General features: G+C 52.2%; 9 protein-coding genes, 2 tRNA genes, 3 rRNA genes and 1 pseudogene. 9 read left to right on the top strand and 6 right to left on the bottom strand.

The window, feature by feature from the left end; all coding sequences use genetic code 11:
- Window positions 1–164: 164 nt before the first annotated feature.
- Genes ACI0FJ_RS04905 through ACI0FJ_RS04885 form a run of 5 tightly spaced genes read right to left on the bottom strand, consistent with a single transcriptional unit; the run spans window position 165 to window position 5,547 of the window.
- The gene (locus tag ACI0FJ_RS04905; RefSeq protein ID WP_424299775.1) at window positions 165–1,328 is read right to left on the bottom strand and encodes a glycosyltransferase family protein; all 1,164 of its coding nucleotides are present in this window, start codon (window positions 1,326–1,328) and stop codon (window positions 165–167) included.
- Window positions 1,325–1,939 (bottom strand): histidine phosphatase family protein, encoded by a 615-nt coding sequence (locus tag ACI0FJ_RS04900; protein WP_424299772.1) that lies wholly within the window; start codon window positions 1,937–1,939, stop codon window positions 1,325–1,327. Before ACI0FJ_RS04900 ends, ACI0FJ_RS04905 begins: the two co-directional genes overlap by 4 nt.
- Window positions 1,940–3,073 (bottom strand): glycosyltransferase family 4 protein, encoded by a 1,134-nt coding sequence (locus ACI0FJ_RS04895; RefSeq protein ID WP_424299769.1) that lies wholly within the window; start codon window positions 3,071–3,073, stop codon window positions 1,940–1,942.
- A 27-nt stretch (window positions 3,074–3,100) separates the two neighbouring features.
- A complete protein-coding gene (locus tag ACI0FJ_RS04890) occupies window positions 3,101–4,357 on the bottom strand; it encodes a glycosyltransferase family 4 protein (RefSeq protein WP_424299766.1) in 1,257 nt (418 codons plus the stop codon).
- A complete protein-coding gene (locus ACI0FJ_RS04885; RefSeq protein ID WP_424306486.1) occupies window positions 4,354–5,547 on the bottom strand; it encodes a glycosyltransferase family protein in 1,194 nt (397 codons plus the stop codon). The genes ACI0FJ_RS04890 and ACI0FJ_RS04885 overlap by 4 nt, the downstream gene beginning before the upstream one ends.
- A gap of 297 nt (window positions 5,548–5,844) precedes the next feature.
- Here ACI0FJ_RS04885 and ACI0FJ_RS04880 point away from each other — a divergent pair, with 297 nt between their 5' ends.
- From ACI0FJ_RS04880 to rrf, 9 genes are all read left to right on the top strand, one after another.
- Window positions 5,845–7,065, top strand: a complete 1,221-nt coding sequence (locus ACI0FJ_RS04880) for a hypothetical protein (protein ID WP_424299763.1) — start codon at window positions 5,845–5,847, stop codon at window positions 7,063–7,065.
- A complete protein-coding gene (locus ACI0FJ_RS04875; RefSeq protein WP_424299760.1) occupies window positions 6,986–7,753 on the top strand; it encodes a class I SAM-dependent methyltransferase in 768 nt (255 codons plus the stop codon). The genes ACI0FJ_RS04880 and ACI0FJ_RS04875 overlap by 80 nt, the downstream gene beginning before the upstream one ends.
- Before the next feature lie 90 nt (window positions 7,754–7,843).
- Window positions 7,844–9,553, top strand: coding sequence for a glutamine--tRNA ligase/YqeY domain fusion protein (locus ACI0FJ_RS04870; protein ID WP_424299757.1), 1,710 nt, complete (start codon window positions 7,844–7,846; stop codon window positions 9,551–9,553).
- 229 nt (window positions 9,554–9,782) lie between these two features.
- On the top strand, window positions 9,783–10,652 hold the full coding sequence (map, locus tag ACI0FJ_RS04865; RefSeq protein WP_424299754.1) for a type I methionyl aminopeptidase: 870 nt from the start codon (window positions 9,783–9,785) through the stop codon (window positions 10,650–10,652).
- 618 nt (window positions 10,653–11,270) lie between these two features.
- A 16S ribosomal RNA gene (locus ACI0FJ_RS04860) occupies window positions 11,271–12,821 on the top strand.
- A gap of 73 nt (window positions 12,822–12,894) precedes the next feature.
- Window positions 12,895–12,973 (top strand) — tRNA-Ile (locus ACI0FJ_RS04855).
- Between the two features lie 15 nt (window positions 12,974–12,988).
- Window positions 12,989–13,064: transfer RNA gene (locus tag ACI0FJ_RS04850), tRNA-Ala, on the top strand.
- A 73-nt stretch (window positions 13,065–13,137) separates the two neighbouring features.
- Window positions 13,138–16,067, top strand: a 23S ribosomal RNA gene (locus ACI0FJ_RS04845).
- Between the two features lie 58 nt (window positions 16,068–16,125).
- Window positions 16,126–16,240: ribosomal RNA gene (gene rrf, locus ACI0FJ_RS04840) — 5S ribosomal RNA — on the top strand.
- The 16S, 23S and 5S rRNA genes sit together here with 2 tRNA genes alongside, the layout of an rRNA operon.
- Window positions 16,241–17,105: 865 nt before the next feature.
- Here rrf and ACI0FJ_RS04835 read toward each other — a convergent pair.
- A pseudogene (locus tag ACI0FJ_RS04835) lies at window positions 17,106–18,320 on the bottom strand (IS5 family transposase); the annotation flags it as partial.
- Window positions 18,321–19,540: the final 1,220 nt, after the last annotated feature.

Raw genomic sequence — 19,540 nt, 5'->3', positions numbered from 1 at the left:
GCAACCTGGTGCGGAAAAAAAGGACCAAAGCAGACATTATGCCAGCCCAAAAAAGGACGCTGTTGCAGGCCGTCTGGAGATAGCGTCTTGCGTGAGGTGCCAGCTATGAAGGCAGGGAAGGAAAAACCGCCTACTTTATAGGCGCAACTTTGGTGTGAAAAATTTTAAAACAGGCGTTCTATTAAAATACGGGTTGCATCCGCTCCCTTAAGGTCCGGGCATGGCCCGGCAGGACGTTTTCCGTCATCCAGCATCGAACGCATACGGGAGCATAATCTTGCAGGATCAAGGTTCTGGGGGGAGAGAACGGCAAGCAGACCGCGTTTTTCCAGTAACTGTGCGCGGAGAGTCTGCTCCCTATTGGCGTTGAAAGGCAGGACCAATGCTGGAACGCGGGAGGCCAGAATATTCATGGTGGTGTTGTATCCGCCCATGCTGATAGACAGGTCGCAGGCCGCCATGTGGTCGGGCAAGCACGGGGTAAAGCGTTGCACTTCCAGTCCATGAATTTCGGCACGTCGCAACATGGAGTAGGAGTCTTCATCAAGCCCTGGGCCTGTGAACATTTTCATGCGCGCTTTGGGGAATTCTTCAATAAGGCGTTGAAATGCTTCGGCTGCTGCCCGCATAAGCGGACCACCAACGCTGCCAGCCCCGGCACTCACCAGAATATATGGATGATCTGCGGGAATTCCCAGTTCGCTTCTTAGGGCGAAGCGGCCTTTTGACGGAGCTGGAGAGGCAACATAGCCGCTGTATTTCAGTGGAATGTCTAATCTGTCCAAAGCAGGGAAGGTCTGTTCCAGCCTGATCACTCGGGGGTCGGAATGAACAATAACCGCGTGGAAGTATTTGTTCAGGGTTTCCAACACCCTGTTTTCGTATTTTTCCTGATCGTCGCGTTCGACAAGAATGTCCCGGAGGCTGCATATGACTTTGATTTCTCCAAATCGGCCACCCTTTATTGCCTGAAGCAGTGGAAGGAGTTCAAACCGAAATTTTTTGCGGCCAAAGGGAAAAAGTTCAACCAGAAACACGTCTGGGCGTTCTTTTTCAAACAGGTCAAAAAGCATTGCGGTACGCTCTTGCTGCACTTCCTCTACATCGCGTCCGTCCGGGTTGAAGAATCCCAGAAAGGAGTTATCCATGACCAGTGCGGGCATGTTCATGCATCGAACATTGTTCGGCAGGGGCATATCCACAGCCGTTCCCCCGGATGCCAGGATTACCTGGTTGTTGCCCTTTGCCGATAATCCCGCGGCTATTTCTCTGCTACGGAAAAAATGTCCCATGCCCAGAACATGCTGGCTGTATTGGATTATCTTCACAGAATTACTCCGTAGTTTGCCAAATGCAGGTCGCCGTTTTGGCTTACAAGCGTGTGCACGGCATATTCCCGGGAAAGGCGTATGGGTTGATCCTCGGTAAATGGCATTCCCAGATAGTGATATAAAATGCAACGCAGCACGCTGTTGTGCGTAACCACAAGAGTTGTTTGTCCGGTATTTTGAGCGGCCAGTTTTGCCAGTGCGGCCAGTGCCCTGTCCCTTGTCTGGGCTCGAGATTCACCATTGGGTGGTTGAAATTCCCAGCCTTTGTCTGCTTGAATTTTCAATTCCGCAGCATGCTTTGTGTGCAAGGACTGCAGGGGCAAGCCATCCCATTCACCCCAATCCTGCTCCACCAACTGGGGGACGATGAGAGGACACATGCCTTTTTTTCGACCTATAATGCGCCCTGTTTCGTGCGCGCGGCTGAGCGGGCTGGTGCAGATTGCACTGACCTCCGCCAGCAGGGGGGATTTGCTCCACTCTGCCGCCATACGCACTCCTTGGGCACACAAAGGAATATCGCGAACTCCTTGTATGCGGCGAGCGACGTTCCACGGCGTGAGGGCATGGCGGATAAGCAGAATACGTGTGGGATGTCGGTTGGTCATTCAGGGCCGCCTTTTCAGGAAAAAATTGGTGTGCAGCTTTTGCAGAGCTTTTTCAAAAAAGCTCAGGTTCCGGTTTTCATCATGTTCTTCACGGACTCTTGTTGCAGCGTGAGCGCCCATTGCCTTCCGAAGCTCCTTGTTGGCCAGGAGGGTTTTGATATTCTTGAGAAAAGCGTCTTCCTCGAAGGGAGGAGAGAGCAAGCCGGTTACCGTATTTTCCACAGCTTCCGGAACTCCCCATCCATTGAAGGCTACCACAGGCAGACCACAGCTCTGGGCCTCGAGAAAAGCCATTCCAAAGGATTCGTTGATCCCTGGGAAAGCAAAAATATCGGCGGCACTGTAATAGCGGAAGAGTTCGTTGCGTGGAATGCGGCCCAGAAATCGACAGCGATCTCCAAGGAGTTTTTCTCCCATTTTTTTCAGCTCGGTATGCTTGGGACCGTCGCCAATTACTGCCAACCTGAAATTATTTCCGCTCCGCGCCAGTTTGTCCAATGCCGTGAGGAGCCAGGCAACGCCCTGGGATTTCACATCGTTGCGCATCATGGCGGTGCTTAGAATGAGTGGAGCATTGTCCGGGGCCAGGTGGGCGCGAATTTGTTTTCTTTGCGAAGGGGAAAAATAAAATTCTTTCGGGTTCAGACCGGGGCGAATAAAGAGAAGTTTGTCTTCCGGCAATAACCGATGACAATTGCGATAATCGCGTTTTTTATTGCAGATAACCAGATCTGCCGCTTCCAGTGAGTAGCGGTTGAGGTAAAACCCCGCTCTGTGCAGCGGGCGTCTGCGGTGTTTGGTGGCGTAAGCGCCTTGAAAGATGACGTAGGGAATTCCCAAAGCCCTGGCGCATGCGGGGCCGAGAATATCAGGAGCTTTGTAGTAGGCGTGGTAGGTCAGCCAGAGGTCTGGTTTGAAATCCTGTGCCCATTTGTTTGTCAGCAGTCGGGAACAAATTACTTCTGGCCAGAGCCAGGGGTGCAGATAAGTTTGTCGGGTACGCAAACGACTGGCAAGCCGGATTGAGTGTCCTCTTTTTTTGAGAAAGTCGTAAAGCCCTGTACCCATGACCAAATCGCCCGAGGGGCGGGGATGGCCCAAAGGTTTTAATGGCATAAAATAGGCGATGCGCATGGGACTTCGCCGCCTGCTTCGGCGTTATCAGCCTGCCTTGGGTCCCAGGCCGTGTTGTTCGTATACATCGGCCAAATCCATAATCAGTGCCTTGTTGTTGAATTCGGCATGGACCTTGGCATGGGCACGGGGAATGACTGTTTTGCGATATTCCTGGTCGGTGAGCGTTTTCTTGAGTGCATCCGCCATGGCCTGCGGGTCGTTGGGGGCAACCAGAAGGCCGGAAAAGTCGTTGTCCACCAGCTCGGGGATTCCGGAAACCTTGGTGCTTACCACTGGGACGTTCATGGCCATACTTTCTACCATCACGTTGGGGATGCCGTCACGGTCGCCGTTTTCCATTATTTGGCAGCCCAAGACAAAGGCGTCGGCCTGTTCGAACTGACGTACGACTTCTTCATGCGGCTGGGTGCCCAGCCATTGGGTGATGTCGTCAATATTCTGCTCCTCAAGCAGTGTCAGCAGCTCATCACGCATGTCGCCGTCGCCGATAAGACAATAGGAAAATTTTATACCGTCTTCACGCAGCAACCGGAGTGCTTTGAATACGGTAGGCAGTCCTTTTTTACCGGTAAGCCGGGCAACTGTCAGTATGCGATACGGCGACTTGGATTCGGGGAGTCTGCCATTAGGCGAGAACAGGGACAAGTCGATCCCGTGGTATACGCAGTGCGGGGTACAGTTTTGATTCAGGGACGCAAGATAGGCGGCATTGCTTTTCGTACATGTGACCGCGAATTTTGCCTGTCCGAGTTTTTCTGCAAGCTGGACAGGATTCTGTGTCCAGATGTCCTTTGCGTGTCCTGTAAAGCTGAAAGGCAGTCCGCTGATGCGGCTGGCAAACATGGTTACGGACGTGGGGGAATGGGCAAAGTGGGCATGGAGGTGGCTGATACCGGAGTCGGGAAGGATTTCCGATACGATGTAGCACGCCTGAAGAAAGTGCTTAATTGTCGCGGTTTTTCGAGAACGGAGCAGACGACGGCCCGTAAGCTTGAGCGCGTCGCGAAAACCTTTTGGGTGCAGTCGGGCGGCCTTGAAAGCTGCCTTTGCCAAATGCAGAAAGTTGCCGCCGATCGTGCAGGGAAGGTAGTCAACCTTGGCTTTGATTTCCTTGACCGATTTGTGGCTGAAGGATTCGCGCGGCTTACGCATGGAGATAAGATGAATCTTAAAACCACGACTTTCCAGCAATAGAATTTCGTTGGATATAAAGGTCTCGGAGATTCTCGGATACCCTTTGAGAACCATTCCGAGTACTTTGTTGTTGGGTGTCGTATTCATATCATTTCGGATTGAAAGCAGTTGATTCTCTGGCGGATGTTGTCCAGCCCGCTGAGCTGGAATTTTTTAACCGCGTCCTGACAAGGTGTAAGATCGCTCAGAAGGTTGTCTATTTTTTCCCGTAAAGTCTGAGCAGAAAGTTCAGACCAGGGGATGAAATCTATCAACCCATGGCGTTTCATAAACTCAGCCCGGATACGTTGTTCCAGGCGGGGAGTTTCCCTGGGAACTATGAGTCCCACTTTCCGATGGCTGAGGATTTCACAAACCGTGTTGTATCCGCCCATGCTGACCACAAGGTCTGCTGCCGCTATGAGCCGCTCCATGCGTCGGTTGAAATGATAATATTTAACCGGGAGTTTTTTGCAGCGTTTGGCAATGAGCAGGCGCTCTTCCTTGGGCATAAACGGGCCGGAAACAATAATGCTTCGCAAATTGTTATTGGGCGGATTTATTTCCAGCATACGGAGATAATTATCAATAAGGGGGAAGCCGTCGCCTCCGCCACCGGTGGTAACGAGAACGAGCTTCTGATTACATTCGACCCGTTCTTCTTTCCGGGTCTCTCTCCCATTGGGAGAGATGCGGGGGATATAGCCGGTAAAAAACATCTTTTTACTGATGGATTCCGGTATCTTGTATTCCACTATGGGGTCATACAGGCACTGTTCGCCGTACACCCAAATTTCCGAGTAGTATTTTTCCAAAGCGTCATAAATACGTTTTTTGCGCCAGTCGCGTATGGTGCTGGCGGCATCATCCATAACGTCACGAAGTCCAAGAACTGTCCTGCAATTTGCCTGCGTACGCTTGAGCATTTTGAGGGTGGGCATTATTTCCCGTTTGAGGCCGAGTGGAACCTTGTCCACGATGAAAAGATTGGGCTGGAAGGTCTTGGCAGTAGCTTTGATGATGTTCTGCCGTATTTCCAAGGCATGCTTGGGATTGATTTTGATGCTGTGCGGAACATACAGATCGTTGCTTTTTTTTATCATCCCTGGGATGCGGACAAAATCGATCTGTTCGGGAAAATCGAAGCGTCCCACAATAGGAGAACCCGTCAAGATGAGGATGTTCACCTGCGGGTTCTTGATTTGGGAGGCTATGGCCATGGTTCGCCTGATGTGCCCCAGTCCGTAGGTGTCATGGGAGTACATCAAAATATTGAAAATGGGCGCGTCGCTATGCATGAAGGTGCCGGATTTTCCCGCAGTAATTCCTGAAAGTTGCTGTCGAAGAGGAAGATTCTTGTTGCACTGGTCTCTGTACTCGGAATACCAATGTGTTGCAATGGCCGTTTGTATTTTGCCGCCGGTTGAGGTCTGGCGGGAAATGTGCTTAAGTGCCGCGTTTTGCTCGTCGGGACGCAAGTGTCGATAGACGTCCTGCGTTACGGGGGGCGTGAATAGCCTGCCCTGTATTTTTTTGCAATGCTGACGTTGCCTCCGGCATGGATTCCTACGTTTCACGATATTAAGGACGGTGCAATGCAGTCGCCTTTTCTGGATATACTTCTTTATGCCCATGATGGACGCGGTACCGGCCATGTGAGCAGAAGCGCTGCCATTGGCATGGCGCTGCGCAGGCTTTACCCGGATTTGAGGGTGTTGTTGGTAACAGGAAGTGCGCGGGTTGCAGAGTTGATAGGGGAGGCTCCCCTGGACTGCTGCAAATTGCCGTCCTATGCCACCTCGGTTGTGGGTGGTGTTTCGTGCGGGGCGCCGGGGCCGTCTGGATTCGGAGACAAGGAACTCGGGCATATCCGCGAGCATATGATTGCTGATCTGGTCGGATACCTCCATCCTCGGATTTTTTTGGTTGATCATACCCCCCAGGGAAAACACAAGGAGCTTGTTCCTGCATTGCGGACTTCAAGTCCGGATACACAGTATTATTTGGGGGTTCGAGCTGTTGTGGGAAGTGTGGGGAAGGTCTTTTCGCCATTGTCCGCTGAGTTCTTCAAGCAATATTATGACGGTTTGATCTGGTATGGCGATAGTTCGGTCCTTGGGCCGGAAGAGCTCGCTCGACTTCAGGCTCATTACGGAAGGGCCCCCTGGGAGGCCGGGTATGTCTCTCGAATGAAAGAGTTGGAGGCATGGCGCTCTGAGCCTGGGGGAGAATCGGCAGGCGTTTCCAGCGAATGTGGACGGCTTGCCGGAGTTGCCGCGTTGTCATGGAACGACGCGAATTCGCCGCGGATATTGGAGTATCTTGTACGCGTTGCCATGCGGGGTAACGCAGGCGGAAGGTGGCGAATATATACCGATTTGACAGGGCAGGATATGCAGACTGCCATTTGTAGATGTCGAGAACTTCAGGGGGAACGTTCCATCTGCGAACTGCGTCCATTCGGTGCTGCCTATCATAATGATATACGTCGGGCAGATATGGCGGTTGTTTACGGTGGATACAACAGCTTGACCGACGTCATGGCCTGTAACATCCCTTGCATGGTATTGCTGCGGGGGATGCAGGACCAGGAGCAGGAACGCCATGTGGAGCTTCTTTCCCATCGTATCCCTACGTTTCGCTCTCTGGACGCTGCAAATACTACCTTTGAGCAATTTGTCAGCACTTTGGAAAGCGTACAGCAGGCACAGGCTGGAAATATTTCCGTGAATCTAGATGGTGCGGGCAATGCCGCCCGCATGCTGGCCCGGACCTTACAGGTTCTTAAGGAGGGCGACTCCGATAATGGCTTCTAAAACTGCCATGGAGCGTTGGACAAAGGTTTTGTCGCGTGACGAGACCGCCCGCTTGGTGAAATTGCTTGCACCGGTTTCCCGCGACGGACATGTGCTGGATGTCGGGTGCGGATATGGTCGCAAACTCGATGTGTTGAGCCGACTTGGTTTTAAAAACCTCACTGGCGTGGAGCGCAATCAGATAGTGGCCGAATCGACACGGACCCGTGGGTATAAAGTTATTGCGTCAGATTTGTTCGACTTTGAAAAAGAACACGAAAAGTACGATTGCGTTGTTTTTTCGCATATTATCGAACATTTTCAGCATGACGATCTCTTGTCATTTTTGGATGATTATCTGGATTGCCTCAAGCCGGGCGGGCATGCTGTTATTTTGGCTCCGTTGCCGGGGGCTCATTTTTATCTGGATTTTGATCACGTCAAACCCTACTGTCCCCAGTCCCTGACAACGGTGTTCGGTCCCGGACAGCGGCAAATACAGGAGCGGTCGCGCAATGTCCTTTGTATGGAGGATGTTGATTTTCGTCGTTCGCCCTGGAGAGTTCGTTTTAACCGGGCATTGATGCTCAAGACGAAAGCCGCATTTTGGCCCAGATTTGCCAACCTTGTTTTCGCTCTTCTCTTTAAAGGCTCAGGCAAAATTTGTGGCAGGAGCACCGGATGGTTGGGACTGTTCAGCAAACAATGAATTGAGTATGATCGGCTGTAAATATTTCGGCCCCAGTGCCGATGCGGGGCCGTTTCTCGGAACAAACGCTACATTTAAGGAAAAGACTCCATGACCAAGCAAGGGCATGATACTCCGTCCACAGACAATGGGCCGTCCAATTTTATACGCGACATCATCGATAAAGATTTTGCCTCAGGCAAACACGACTCGGTCGTTACCAGGTTTCCCCCGGAACCCAACGGATATCTTCATATAGGACACGCAAAGTCCATCTGCCTGAACTTCGGTTTGGCCAGGGATTACAAGGGACGCTGTCATCTGCGTTTTGACGATACCAACCCTGCCAAGGAAGAGACAGAGTATGTCGACTCTATCCGTAATGATGTGCGTTGGCTTGGGTTTGATTGGGGTGAAAACATGTTTTTCGCTTCGGATTACTTTGCCAAACTGCATGATTATGCGGTGCAGCTCATTAAAATGGGCAAGGCATATGTCGATTCCCTTAGTCCCGAGGAAATCCGAGAGTACCGGGGTACGTTGACTTCTCCTGGAAAGAACAGCCCCTACAGGGACCGAAGCATTGAGGAGAACCTTACTCTTTTTGAGGGGATGAAAAAGGGCGAGTTCGACGAGGGGACCCATATCCTTCGGGCTAAGATCGACATGGCATCTCCCAATGTCATTATGCGAGACCCGGCCCTTTATAGGATAAAAAAGGTCCACCATCACCGGACGGGTGACGACTGGTGTATTTACCCCATGTACGATTTTGCCCACTGCCTTTCTGACGGTATTGAGGGCGTTACCCATTCGATATGTACCCTGGAATTTGAAAACAACCGCGAGTTGTATGACTGGGTGTTGGACACACTGGGTATTTCTCCACGTCCTCACCAGTATGAAATGGCCCGGCTCAACCTCAGCCATACCATTGTCAGCAAACGTAAGCTGCTACGTCTTGTTCAGGAGAAAAAGGTTACAGGATGGGATGACCCCCGTATGCCCACGTTGTCCGGAATTCGTAGGCGTGGTTATCCGCCTGAAGCCATTCGTATGTTTTGCGACCGGATTGGAGTGGCGCGTAGCGACAATTGGGTTGAATTCGGACAGTTGGAGGCCTGCGTACGGGAATGTCTGAACGCATCTTCGCCTCGCGTCATGGGAGTGGTTAATCCGGTAAAGGTGGTCATCACCAACTATCCGGAAGACCAAACCGAAGAGTTTACCTTTCCGTATTCCCCGGAAGATGATTCTATGGGGAGTCGCCAAGTGCCTTTTTCACGAGAGTTTTACATTGAGCGTGAAGATTTCATGGAGAATCCTCCCAAGAAATTCTTCCGTTTGGGCATAGGACGTGAAGTACGGCTCCGTTATGCCTACTACGTAACCTGCACCGATGTGGTGAAGGATGACAACGGCGAGATAATGGAAATTCATTGTACCTACGACCCGGAAACACGTGGTGGGTGGTCCAAGGATGGCCGCAAGGTCAAGGGAACCCTTCATTGGGTGAGTGCCAAGCATGCCCTTGATGTCGAGGTCAGGCTCTATGATCATCTTTTCGCCACGGACAAGCCCGAAGCAGTCGAAGAGGGCGGAGACTTTTTCGATAATCTCAATCCTGAGTCGCTGAAGGTCATTACCGCCAAAGTTGAACCCAGCTTGGCAGATGCAGAGCCAGGCATGCGTGTTCAGTTTGAGCGTATTGGGTATTTTTGTGTGGACAGTAAAGATAGTCTGCCTGGGAAACCCATTTTCAACAGAACGGCGACACTGAAAGATAGTTGGGCAAAACTTCAGAAAAAAACAGAAAATTAGATCTATATACCCCACTGCTTTCGTTGACGGTCTTTTCTGGCAGTGCTACATTCCCTTCCGGGAACCGAAGAGACCCTCGTTAAGATAAATCTTGAGCGAGGGCAGGGATGGGGTGTCATGGTTACATGACGCCGGACAGGGAACCCACCCGTTAAGGGTGGGTTCCGCATTTTTTAAGGGCGGGGAACTGCAAACGCAGCCGTATTAAAACATTTTCAAAGAAGTTATCATGGTTAGTAGTAAGGTTGGACGTAACGATCCGTGCCCCTGCGGCAGCGGGAAAAAGTTTAAAAAATGCTGTCTGGGAAAAAACAATTTCGTTGATCCAGCAGAAGCTCTTTTCAAAAAACATGGCATTCGGCTGAAAACACCTGAAGCTGTGATCGGAATTCGAAAAGCTGGTGATTTGGTCATGCGTACCTTTGAAGAGGTCAAGCCGCTTATTCGCCCCGGTGTGACAACCGATGAAATCAATGCCGTAGTACACGACTTTACTGTCCGTCATGGGGCCCGCCCTGCTCCCTTGGGATATAGGGGCTACCCCAAAAGTGTATGCACCTCTCTCAACGAGGTTGTCTGCCATGGTATCCCGAGTGAACGGGAGCTGCAGGACGGAGATATAGTCAATATTGATATCACATCTATCCTCGACGGCTACTATGCCGATTGTAATCAAACGTTTTTTGTAGGCACCCCCAGTCAGGATGCGCAAAAGATTGTTTCCGTAGCACGGGAAAGCCTGCGTATCGGTATGGAGCAAGTCCGTCCCGGAAACCTCATTAACGATATTGGCAAAGCCATCCAGGAATATGCGGAAGGGCAGGGATGCTCCGTCGTTCGTGATTTTATGGGTCACGGTGTAGGTTACTCGTTCCACGAAGCACCGGATGTCGCTCATTTTCACCGTCCAGGGCACAATGTTCCCATACTACCGGGGATGGTTTTTACCATAGAACCCATGGTCAACCTCGGAGACTGGCGAGTGAAGATTTTGGGAGATAAGTGGACTGCTGTAACCAAGGATGGCTCCTTGTCCGCTCAGTTTGAGCAGACTCTTGTCGTAACTGATGATGGGTATGAAAGCCTGACTCCTTTTTAGTCCGAACTATATTGTTAATATTCAAACCGCGTGTGTGCTCTTTTGTGGGCAAACACGCGGTTTTTTTGTTTGATCTAGTTCGTCAGACGACTGCTGTCTGTTAAGTCTTTTGGAAAAGCATCATTATTTAGATTTGTTATGAAGAAGTTTTGAAGACAATCAAAAAACGCCTTGACGCAGGGAACGGTTTCACCTAAATACTCTCTCCGCCGCACGGGAATCGCAAGTTTCCCGGCGGGGTGTTCTCTTACAATAGAATAGATAGGGTGAATGTGTGGAAGCTGATGGCTGACACCCCGGGCCGGTATCCGGCCGCAATCGACTTTACGACCCTGACGGGTTCGACAAAAAAAAGTTGAAAAAGGGGGTTGACGCACGGTGCAGAAACACATAGAAACACCCTCCGCTGTCTGGGACAGACGGCGCGAAAGCGACGCAAAGAACAAGCAGCGAATTTGAAAAAAGAGATTGACACGGGAAGCGTAATTTACTACTTACACTCTCCCACTTCCGGCCTCGAGCCGGAAAGGTCTTTGACAATTAAATAGCGAGCAGGGCGCGAAATACTATCATCGTGGGTTCGTATGAACTTACGAGTTTTAGCTAGAAATACTTTCCTAATTGGAGAGTTTGATCCTGGCTCAGATTGAACGCTGGAGGCGTGCTTAACACATGCAAGTCGTGCGAGAAAAGTTCCTTCGGGAGCCTAGTAGAGCGGCGTACGGGTGAGTAACGCGTGGGCTACCTGCCCAGACGATCGGGATAACAGTTGGAAACGGCTGCTAATACCGTATACGAATCAATTTATTTTGGTTGAAAGGGTGCCTCTAAATTATGCATCCGCGTCTGGATGGGCCCGCGTCTCATTAGCTAGTTGGTAGGGTAACGGCCTACCAAGGCAACGATGAGTAGCTGGTTTGAGAGGATGACCAGCCACACTGGGACTGAAACACGGCCCAGACTCCTACGGGAGGCAGCAGTGGGGAATATTGCGCAATGGGGGAAACCCTGACGCAGCGACGCCTCGTGAGGGAAGAAGGCTTTCGGGTTGTAAACCTCTGTCAGAAGGGAAGAAATGTATATGTGTTAATAGCGCATATGTTTGACGGTACCTTCAGAGGAAGCACCGGCTAAATCCGTGCCAGCAGCCGCGGTAATACGGATGGTGCAAGCGTTAATCGGAATCACTGGGCGTAAAGCGTGCGTAGGCTGCCTGTTAAGTCAGGTGTGAAAGCCCTCGGCTCAACCGAGGAATTGCACTTGATACTGACAGGCTTGAGTCCTGGAGAGGATGGCGGAATTCCTGGTGTAGGAGTGAAATCCGTAGATATCAGGAGGAACACCGGTGGCGAAGGCGGCCATCTGGACAGGTACTGACGCTGAGGTACGAAAGCGTGGGGAGCAAACAGGATTAGATACCCTGGTAGTCCACGCTGTAAACGATGGATGCTAGGTGTCGGGGGGATTCACCTTCGGTGCCGCAGTTAACGCATTAAGCATCCCGCCTGGGGAGTACGGTCGCAAGGCTGAAACTCAAAGGAATTGACGGGGGCCCGCACAAGCGGTGGAGTATGTGGTTTAATTCGATGCAACGCGAAGAACCTTACCTGGGTTTGACATCCTTGGAATCTCCTAGAGATAGGAGAGTGCCCTTCGGGGAACCAAGTGACAGGTGCTGCATGGCTGTCGTCAGCTCGTGCCGTGAGGTGTTGGGTTAAGTCCCGCAACGAGCGCAACCCTTATTGTCAGTTGCCATCACATAATGGTGGGCACTCTGGCGAGACTGCCCGGGTCAACCGGGAGGAAGGTGGGGACGACGTCAAGTCATCATGGCCCTTACGCCCAGGGCTACACACGTACTACAATGGGGGGTACAAAGGGCAGCTACGCCGCGAGGCCAAGCCAATCCCAAAAAGCCCCTCCCAGTCCGGATTGCAGTCTGCAACTCGACTGCATGAAGTTGGAATCGCTAGTAATCCTGGATCAGCATGCCAGGGTGAATACGTTCCCGGGCCTTGTACACACCGCCCGTCACACCACGAAAGTCGGTTCTACCCGACGTCGGTGAGCCAACCCTTTGGGGGGCAGCCGCCTACGGTAGGGCTGATGATTGGGGTGAAGTCGTAACAAGGTAGCCGTAGGGGAACCTGCGGCTGGATCACCTCCTTTAATGAGCAAATGCGCCCGCTCGCTATTTAATTGCAAGGACCTTTGTGTTCTTTGCACTGTAGAGCCGATTTAAGGGCCTATAGCTCAGTTTCGGTTAGAGCGCACGCCTGATAAGCGTGAGGTCGATGGTTCAAGTCCATCTAGGCCCACCACGGTTATCACCACATGGGGGTGTAGCTCAGCTGGGAGAGCACCTGCTTTGCACGCAGGGGGTCATCGGTTCGATTCCGTTCACCTCCACCAAGTGGTGGTGAACTTACTGGCCACGTGTCGGTAATGATCATTGATAGTAGAATAGGCGACGAAGTTGTGTCTGAAAAAAGATAGTAAGGGCAACTGGTGGATGCCTTGGCACCAAGAGGCGATGAAAGACGTAGTAGGCTGCGATAAGCCACGGTTAGGAGCCAAACATCCTTTGATCCGTGGATTTCTGAATGGGGAAACCCAGCCGGAGTTATGTCCGGTTATTCCTTGGCTGAATTCATAGGCCTTGGAAAGCTAACCCGGGGAAGTGAAACATCTCAGTACCCGGAGGAAGAGAAATCAAAAGAGATTCCCGTAGTAGCGGCGAGCGAACCGGGATTAGCCCAAACCGTATGCATCCGTGCATGCGGGGTTGTGGGACTGCCATACGCGATTCGAATAGCTAGCAAAACAAGCTGGGAAGCTTGGCCATAGAGGGTGAAAGCCCCGTATGTGAAGGCGAAAACGACGCAGGCAGTACCCGAGTAGGGCGGGGCACGTGAAACCCCGTTTGAATCTGGGGGGACCATCCTCCAAGGCTAAATACTCCTTGGTGACCGATAGTGAACCAGTACCGTGAGGGAAAGGTGAAAAGAACCCCTGTTAGGGGAGTGAAATAGAACCTGAAACCAGTTGCCTACAAGCAGTGGGAGCGGACTTGTTCCGTGACCGCGTGCCTTTTGCATAATGAGTCAGCGAGTTACTCTGTACAGCCAGGTTAAGCGTTAAGTGTAGCCGAAGCGAAAGCGAGTCTGAATAGGGCGTTAGTTGTGCGGAGTAGACCCGAAGCCGGGTGATCTATCCATGAGCAGGCTGAAGCTTGAGTAAAGTCAAGTGGAGGGCCGAACCGTTGTCAGTTGAAAATGACTCGGATGACTTGTGGATAGGGGTGAAAGGCCAATCAAACCCGGTGATAGCTGGTTCTCCCCGAAATATATTGAGGTATAGCCTCGGATTAGATTACCGGAGGTAGAGCACTGACAGGGCTAGGGGCCCCACCAGGTTACCAAACCCTATCAAACTCCGAATGCCGGTTAATTGTTGTCCGGGAGTCAGACTGCGGGTGCGAAGGTCCGTAGTCGAAAGGGAAACAGCCCAGACCGCCAGCTAAGGTTCCCAAGTGTATGCTCAGTGGGAAAGGTGGTGGGACTACTTAGACAGCCAGGAGGTTGGCTTAGAAGCAGCCATCCTTTAAAGAAAGCGTAATAGCTCACTGGTCTAGTGGTCCTGCGCCGAAAATGTAACGGAGCTAAGTATACCACCGAAGCTGCGGGATCGTCTTTTGACGATCGGTAGGGGAGCGTTCTCTACTGCGATGAAGGTGAAGGCGTAAGCCACGCTGGAGTGTAGAGAAGTGATTATGCTGACATGAGTAACGATAATGGGAGTGAGAAACTCCCACGCCGTAAGCCCAAGGTTTCCTGGGTAAAGTTAATCTGCCCAGGGTTAGTCGGCCCCTAAGGCGAGGCTGAAAAGCGTAGCTGATGGGAAACGGGTTAATATTCCCGTACCCGTGTGAATGTGCGATGGGGGGACGCGGAAAGGTAGGCCATCCGGGTGTTGGATATCCCGGTGCAAGTGCGTAGGCTGAATCTCCAGGCAAATCCGGAGATTCAAGGCCGAGACACGATGCCGTGAGCTTTTGCTCTGAAGTGGTTGAGCCTCTGCCGCCAAGAAAAGCCTCTAAGTTTAGTTCACATGGACCGTACCGCAAACCGACTCAGGTGGGCGGGGTGAGTAACCCAAGGCGTTCGAGGAAACTCTGGCTAAGGAACTCGGCAAAATGACCCCGTAAGTTCGCGATAAGGGGTGCTCTTTGATGTGATGTGTTTACTCGCTAAGCATCGAAGAGCCGCAGAGAAATGGGGGTGGCGACTGTTTACTAAAAACATAGGTCTCTGCTAAGTCGCAAGACGAAGTATAGGGACTGACGCCTGCCCGGTGCCGGAAGGTTAAGGGGTGGAGTCAGCGCAAGCGAAGCTCTAAACCGAAGCCCCGGTAAACGGCGGCCGTAACTATAACGGTCCTAAGGTAGCGAAATTCCTTGTCGGGTAAGTTCCGACCTGCACGAATGGCGTAACGATCTCCCCACTGTCTCAGCCAGAGACTCGGTGAAATTGAATTCGCGGTGAAAATGCCGTGTTCCCGCAGAAGGACGGAAAGACCCTGTGCACCTTTACTACAACTTGACGTTGTGTTTTGGGCTAGCATGTGTAGGATAGGTGGGAGGCTGTGAATCGGGCACGCCAGTGTTCGTGGAGCCACCCTTGAAATACCACCCTTGCTAGTCTAAGGCCCTAACCTTCTACTGTTATCCAGTGAAGGGACAGCGTCTGGTGGGTAGTTTGACTGGGGCGGTCGCCTCCCAAAGAGTAACGGAGGCTTGCAAAGGTTCCCTCAGGTTGATTGGAAACCAACCGTTGAGTGCAAAGGCATAAGGGAGCTTGACTGTGAGGCAGACATGCCGAGCAGGGACGAAAGTCGGTCTTAGTGATCCGGTGGTCCCGAATGGAAGGGCCATCGCTCATAGGATAAAAGGTACGCCGGGGATAACAGGCTGATCGCGCCCAAGAGTTCATATCGACGGCGCGGTTTGGCACCTCGATGTCGGCTCATCACATCCTGGGGCTGGAGCAGGTCCCAAGGGTACGGCTGTTCGCCGTTTAAAGTGGTACGCGAGCTGGGTTTAAAACGTCGTGAGACAGTTTGGTCCCTATCCTCTGTGGGCGTAGGAGAATTGAGAGGGTCTGTCCCTAGTACGAGAGGACCGGGGTGGACGAACCTCTGGTGTTCCTGTTGTCGCGCCAGCGGCACTGCAGGGTAGCTACGTTCGGAACGGATAACCGCTGAAAGCATCTAAGCGGGAAGCCAGCCTCAAGATTAGTTCTCCCTGATCATTAGATCCTAAAGAACCCAGGTAGACCACCTGGTTGATAGGCCGGATGTGTAAGCGTAGTGATACGTTCAGCTGACCGGTACTAATAGTTCGTGAGTCTTTTTTCAGATTCAACACAACTTCGTCCCTATTTTCTATATTTCGCTCATAGAGCAATATATTTGCTCTGGCGGCCATAGAGAAGAGGCCACACCCGATCCCTTTCCGAACTCGGAAGTTAAGCTCTTCTTCGCCGATGATACTTGCGAGTAGTCGCTGGGAAAGTAGGTCGCTGCCAGGGCTCCTTTTCAAAAGGTCCATATCGAAAGATATGGACCTTTTTTTATGGCCCAAGGCGGGATTTCGGCGCCCTGCTGCGTTGCGGCGTAACGTGCTGCCTTTGGTTGGGCGGCAGCGCGATTTTTGCCCCTGCCTTCGTTGCAACTCACTGTTTGGGAGCGGGTTGGAGGCCAACTCCTATCCACGCCCCCAAACAGCAAGTTGCGCCTCGGCAGGAACAAAACTTACGCTGCCGCGGGAAGAAGAGAGGGGATGCTCCGAGTCGTCTTTTTCTTTGATAGGCCCTTAAAGGCTTCCTGCCCCATTTTTCATATCGCATGATCCCCTTTTTTCGATGTCAGCAAGAGGCTGAACATCAATCAGAAACAACGCCATTGTCATTCGCCACGCTTCGTGGCGTACCTGCGGCGGGCAATCTGCAATGCAGCTCATGCTCTACGGCGCAATGCCGTTACCTCACCTGCCTTGGTTCAAAGGGGCGACCAAGACTTCCTTTTAGATACCTGCGGCTCCTTCGTGCCGGAAAGGGAGGAGAAGGTTCGGAAACAAACGGGGAAACCGGGCGCGTTGACCGGGTTTCCCCACTGTTTCCGTAAAAAACAATAATCTTGATTGAGCAGACGGCCAAAGGGACACCATGACTTTCTCTGTTCGGCTGCCAGTCCCTTTTTACAATGCGTGAAAGCGCATTGGTTTTCCGTCTTCCACACGCTGCTACGTCATAGCGCGCTGCGGAGGGTTGTAGGTCTAACTAGTCAGGCCTGAAAAACCCGTTTCAGCTTCTACGCCACATTTTCCGCCAGCCGTCGGCTTGAGTCTTTGCCGAGGAGCAGAAACGCCAAGAGCGCAAAAAACTCTCCGATTTTCCGCATCCACTTCCTGAAGTTGAACGCCGCTGCGGCCATAAACAAGTTAATGGCGTCGCCGACCGCGCCCTTGAGATAGCTCCGGGCCATGCGGTGATCGTGTTTGAGATGGCCGATCACCGGCTCGATAGCCGCCCGACGGCGGAAGCGGAGCCGCGCCATAAGGCGCTGGTACGGTGTGTCCTTCTTCTTCGGAGGCTTTGGGATGAGGATTTGCGTGTCACCGACCTGATTCAGGCCCCTGTAGCCTCGGTCGCAGATCGCCATGGACGGACAGACCCCGGTGACCTCCCAACACTGTTCGAGGACATCCGGCAACGTATGGCCGTCGTAGACGTTCTCGTTGAACGACATCGCGCCGACGATGATACCCGTAGTTTTTGTGACCGCGATGGACGCCTTGCGCCCGAACTCGTACTGCTTGTGCGCTTTACCCTTGGAGATGCAGAGAATATCGGGTTCGTGTAGGCTGTAGACCTTATTCTTGTCGCTTCGTTTCTGGTCCTTGACCCGCTCGTACAGGTCAAGTCGCTCCTGGTGGCGGCCCAGGGCTTCGCCCGGCAATTTGCGCCGGAGTTCACGGATCAAGGCACCAGCCATTGTCCGCATCTTCCTCGCCTTTTTGGCCATCTTCATCCGTTTCAGCCGAAGCTTGGGGAGCGTGCGCTTGAAGCTGCGGCGTAGACCGACGCCTTCGCTGTCCGCGATCTTACGGCAGCCCTCGATGACTTTGGTCAAAAGCTTCAGGTCGGTAGGAAAGGTTACGTTCTTTTCCTGGACCGTGGTATCCACCGTGATCTCTCGTTTTTTGGCGTCATCACCGTGCAGTTCCACGGAGACCTCGAAAATCAGTCGTGCCCCGTCCTCGCCAATGCGCTTGCGGAAATAGATCAAATCCGTGGGATCGCAAGGCAGCTTCCACTGGAACTCGGTCATACCGCAAAACGCCTGGTAGTAGGGATTTTGCGTCCATGCCTCCACGACCCGTTCGTCGCTCAGATTCTCCAACTGCTTGAGCAGCATCAGCCCGACCATTAGCCGGGGCGGCTTGGCTGGCCGACCTTGGTCGCTGTAGAGTCCGGCGAACTCCTCCTCGAATCGCCCCCAGGGAATTCTCCTCGCCAATTGAAGGAGCGGAGCCTTCGGATTGAGCTGGTCCAGAAGGTCTGGGTAAAGGAACGTACCCTGCGGCTGTTTTTTGGGTTTTGCCCTCATGATTCTCCCGCCATTCGCTGCATCATTTCGACCGGTTTTATACGAATTCACAACGTTCTCTGGTCGAAAATACTACATTGTACAAGGAGAATTGTTAATAAAAATCAATCCACTAGAGATATTTCAGGCCCGACTAAATAGTTACCTGTAGGCGTCTGTATAATTTCAGCCCACAATGGCGTCTATTCGCCACGCTTCGTGGCGTACCTGCGGCGGCATGTTTGCAAATGCTGCTTCCTACCTTATGGCGCAATGACTTTATCTCACCTGCCATGGTTCGAAGAGGCGGCCATGACTTCCTTTCAGATACCTAAGGCCTGTTCGTGCCGGAAAGGGAGGAGAAGGTTCGGAAACAAACGGGGAAACCGGGCGCGTTGACCGGGTTTCCCCACTGTTTCCGTAAAAAACAATAATCTTGAGTAAGCAGACGGCCAAAGGGACACCATGACTTTCTCTGTCCGGCTGCAAGTCCCTTTTTTCAATGCGTGAAAGCGCATTGATTTTTCCACACGCTGCGACGTCGCAACGTGCTGCCGAGGGCTGTAGGTCTAACTACTATCCCACTTCATTCCATCACACCGCGCCTTGCAGGCATTCCGAACTTTGACCTTTGGAAGAGAAGAAAATTGCCCTGATTCTCACGTTCGCCTGCACCTTGGCAGAAACAAAACTTACGTTGCCTCAAAGGGATACCGGGTTTCCCAGCAGTTTCCGTAAAACATGGTGAATCTGAGCTTGGCGGCTATGCGAAGGGACACCATGACTTGTCTGCCGCCACATCCTCTTCTCTTTTCCTACAGAACAAGAAGTTCACACATAACTGCGCTCCTCACCTACGGGGACAAACAAGCCCCTTATTCATGGAATTTCCCTTTCATCATCAGCCCTTCAGCCGATCTCCCCCCCACAACACCACCTGTCTCCAAAACACAAAATCAAAACTTTCTGAAAAAAACTCACAAAACCTATTGACGGGTAGGTGTGAAACACATAGAAAGCCCCTCCGCCGCACGGGAATCGCAAGTTTCCCGGCGGGGTGATCTCTTACAATAGAATAGATAGGGTGAGTGTGTGGAAGCTGACGGCTGACACCCCGGGCCGGTATCCGGCCGCAATCGACTTTACGACCCTGACGGGTTCGACCAAAAAAGTTGAAAAAAGGGGTTGACGCACAGGGCGGAAACACATAGAAACACCCTCCGCTGCTTGGGACAGACGGC

It is taken from the genome of Desulfovibrio sp. 7SRBS1, assembly GCF_049723905.1.
Classification (GTDB): domain Bacteria; phylum Desulfobacterota; class Desulfovibrionia; order Desulfovibrionales; family Desulfovibrionaceae.
Note: the sequence above shows the minus strand (reverse complement) of the source record. Positions and strands in the feature narration are given on the sequence as shown.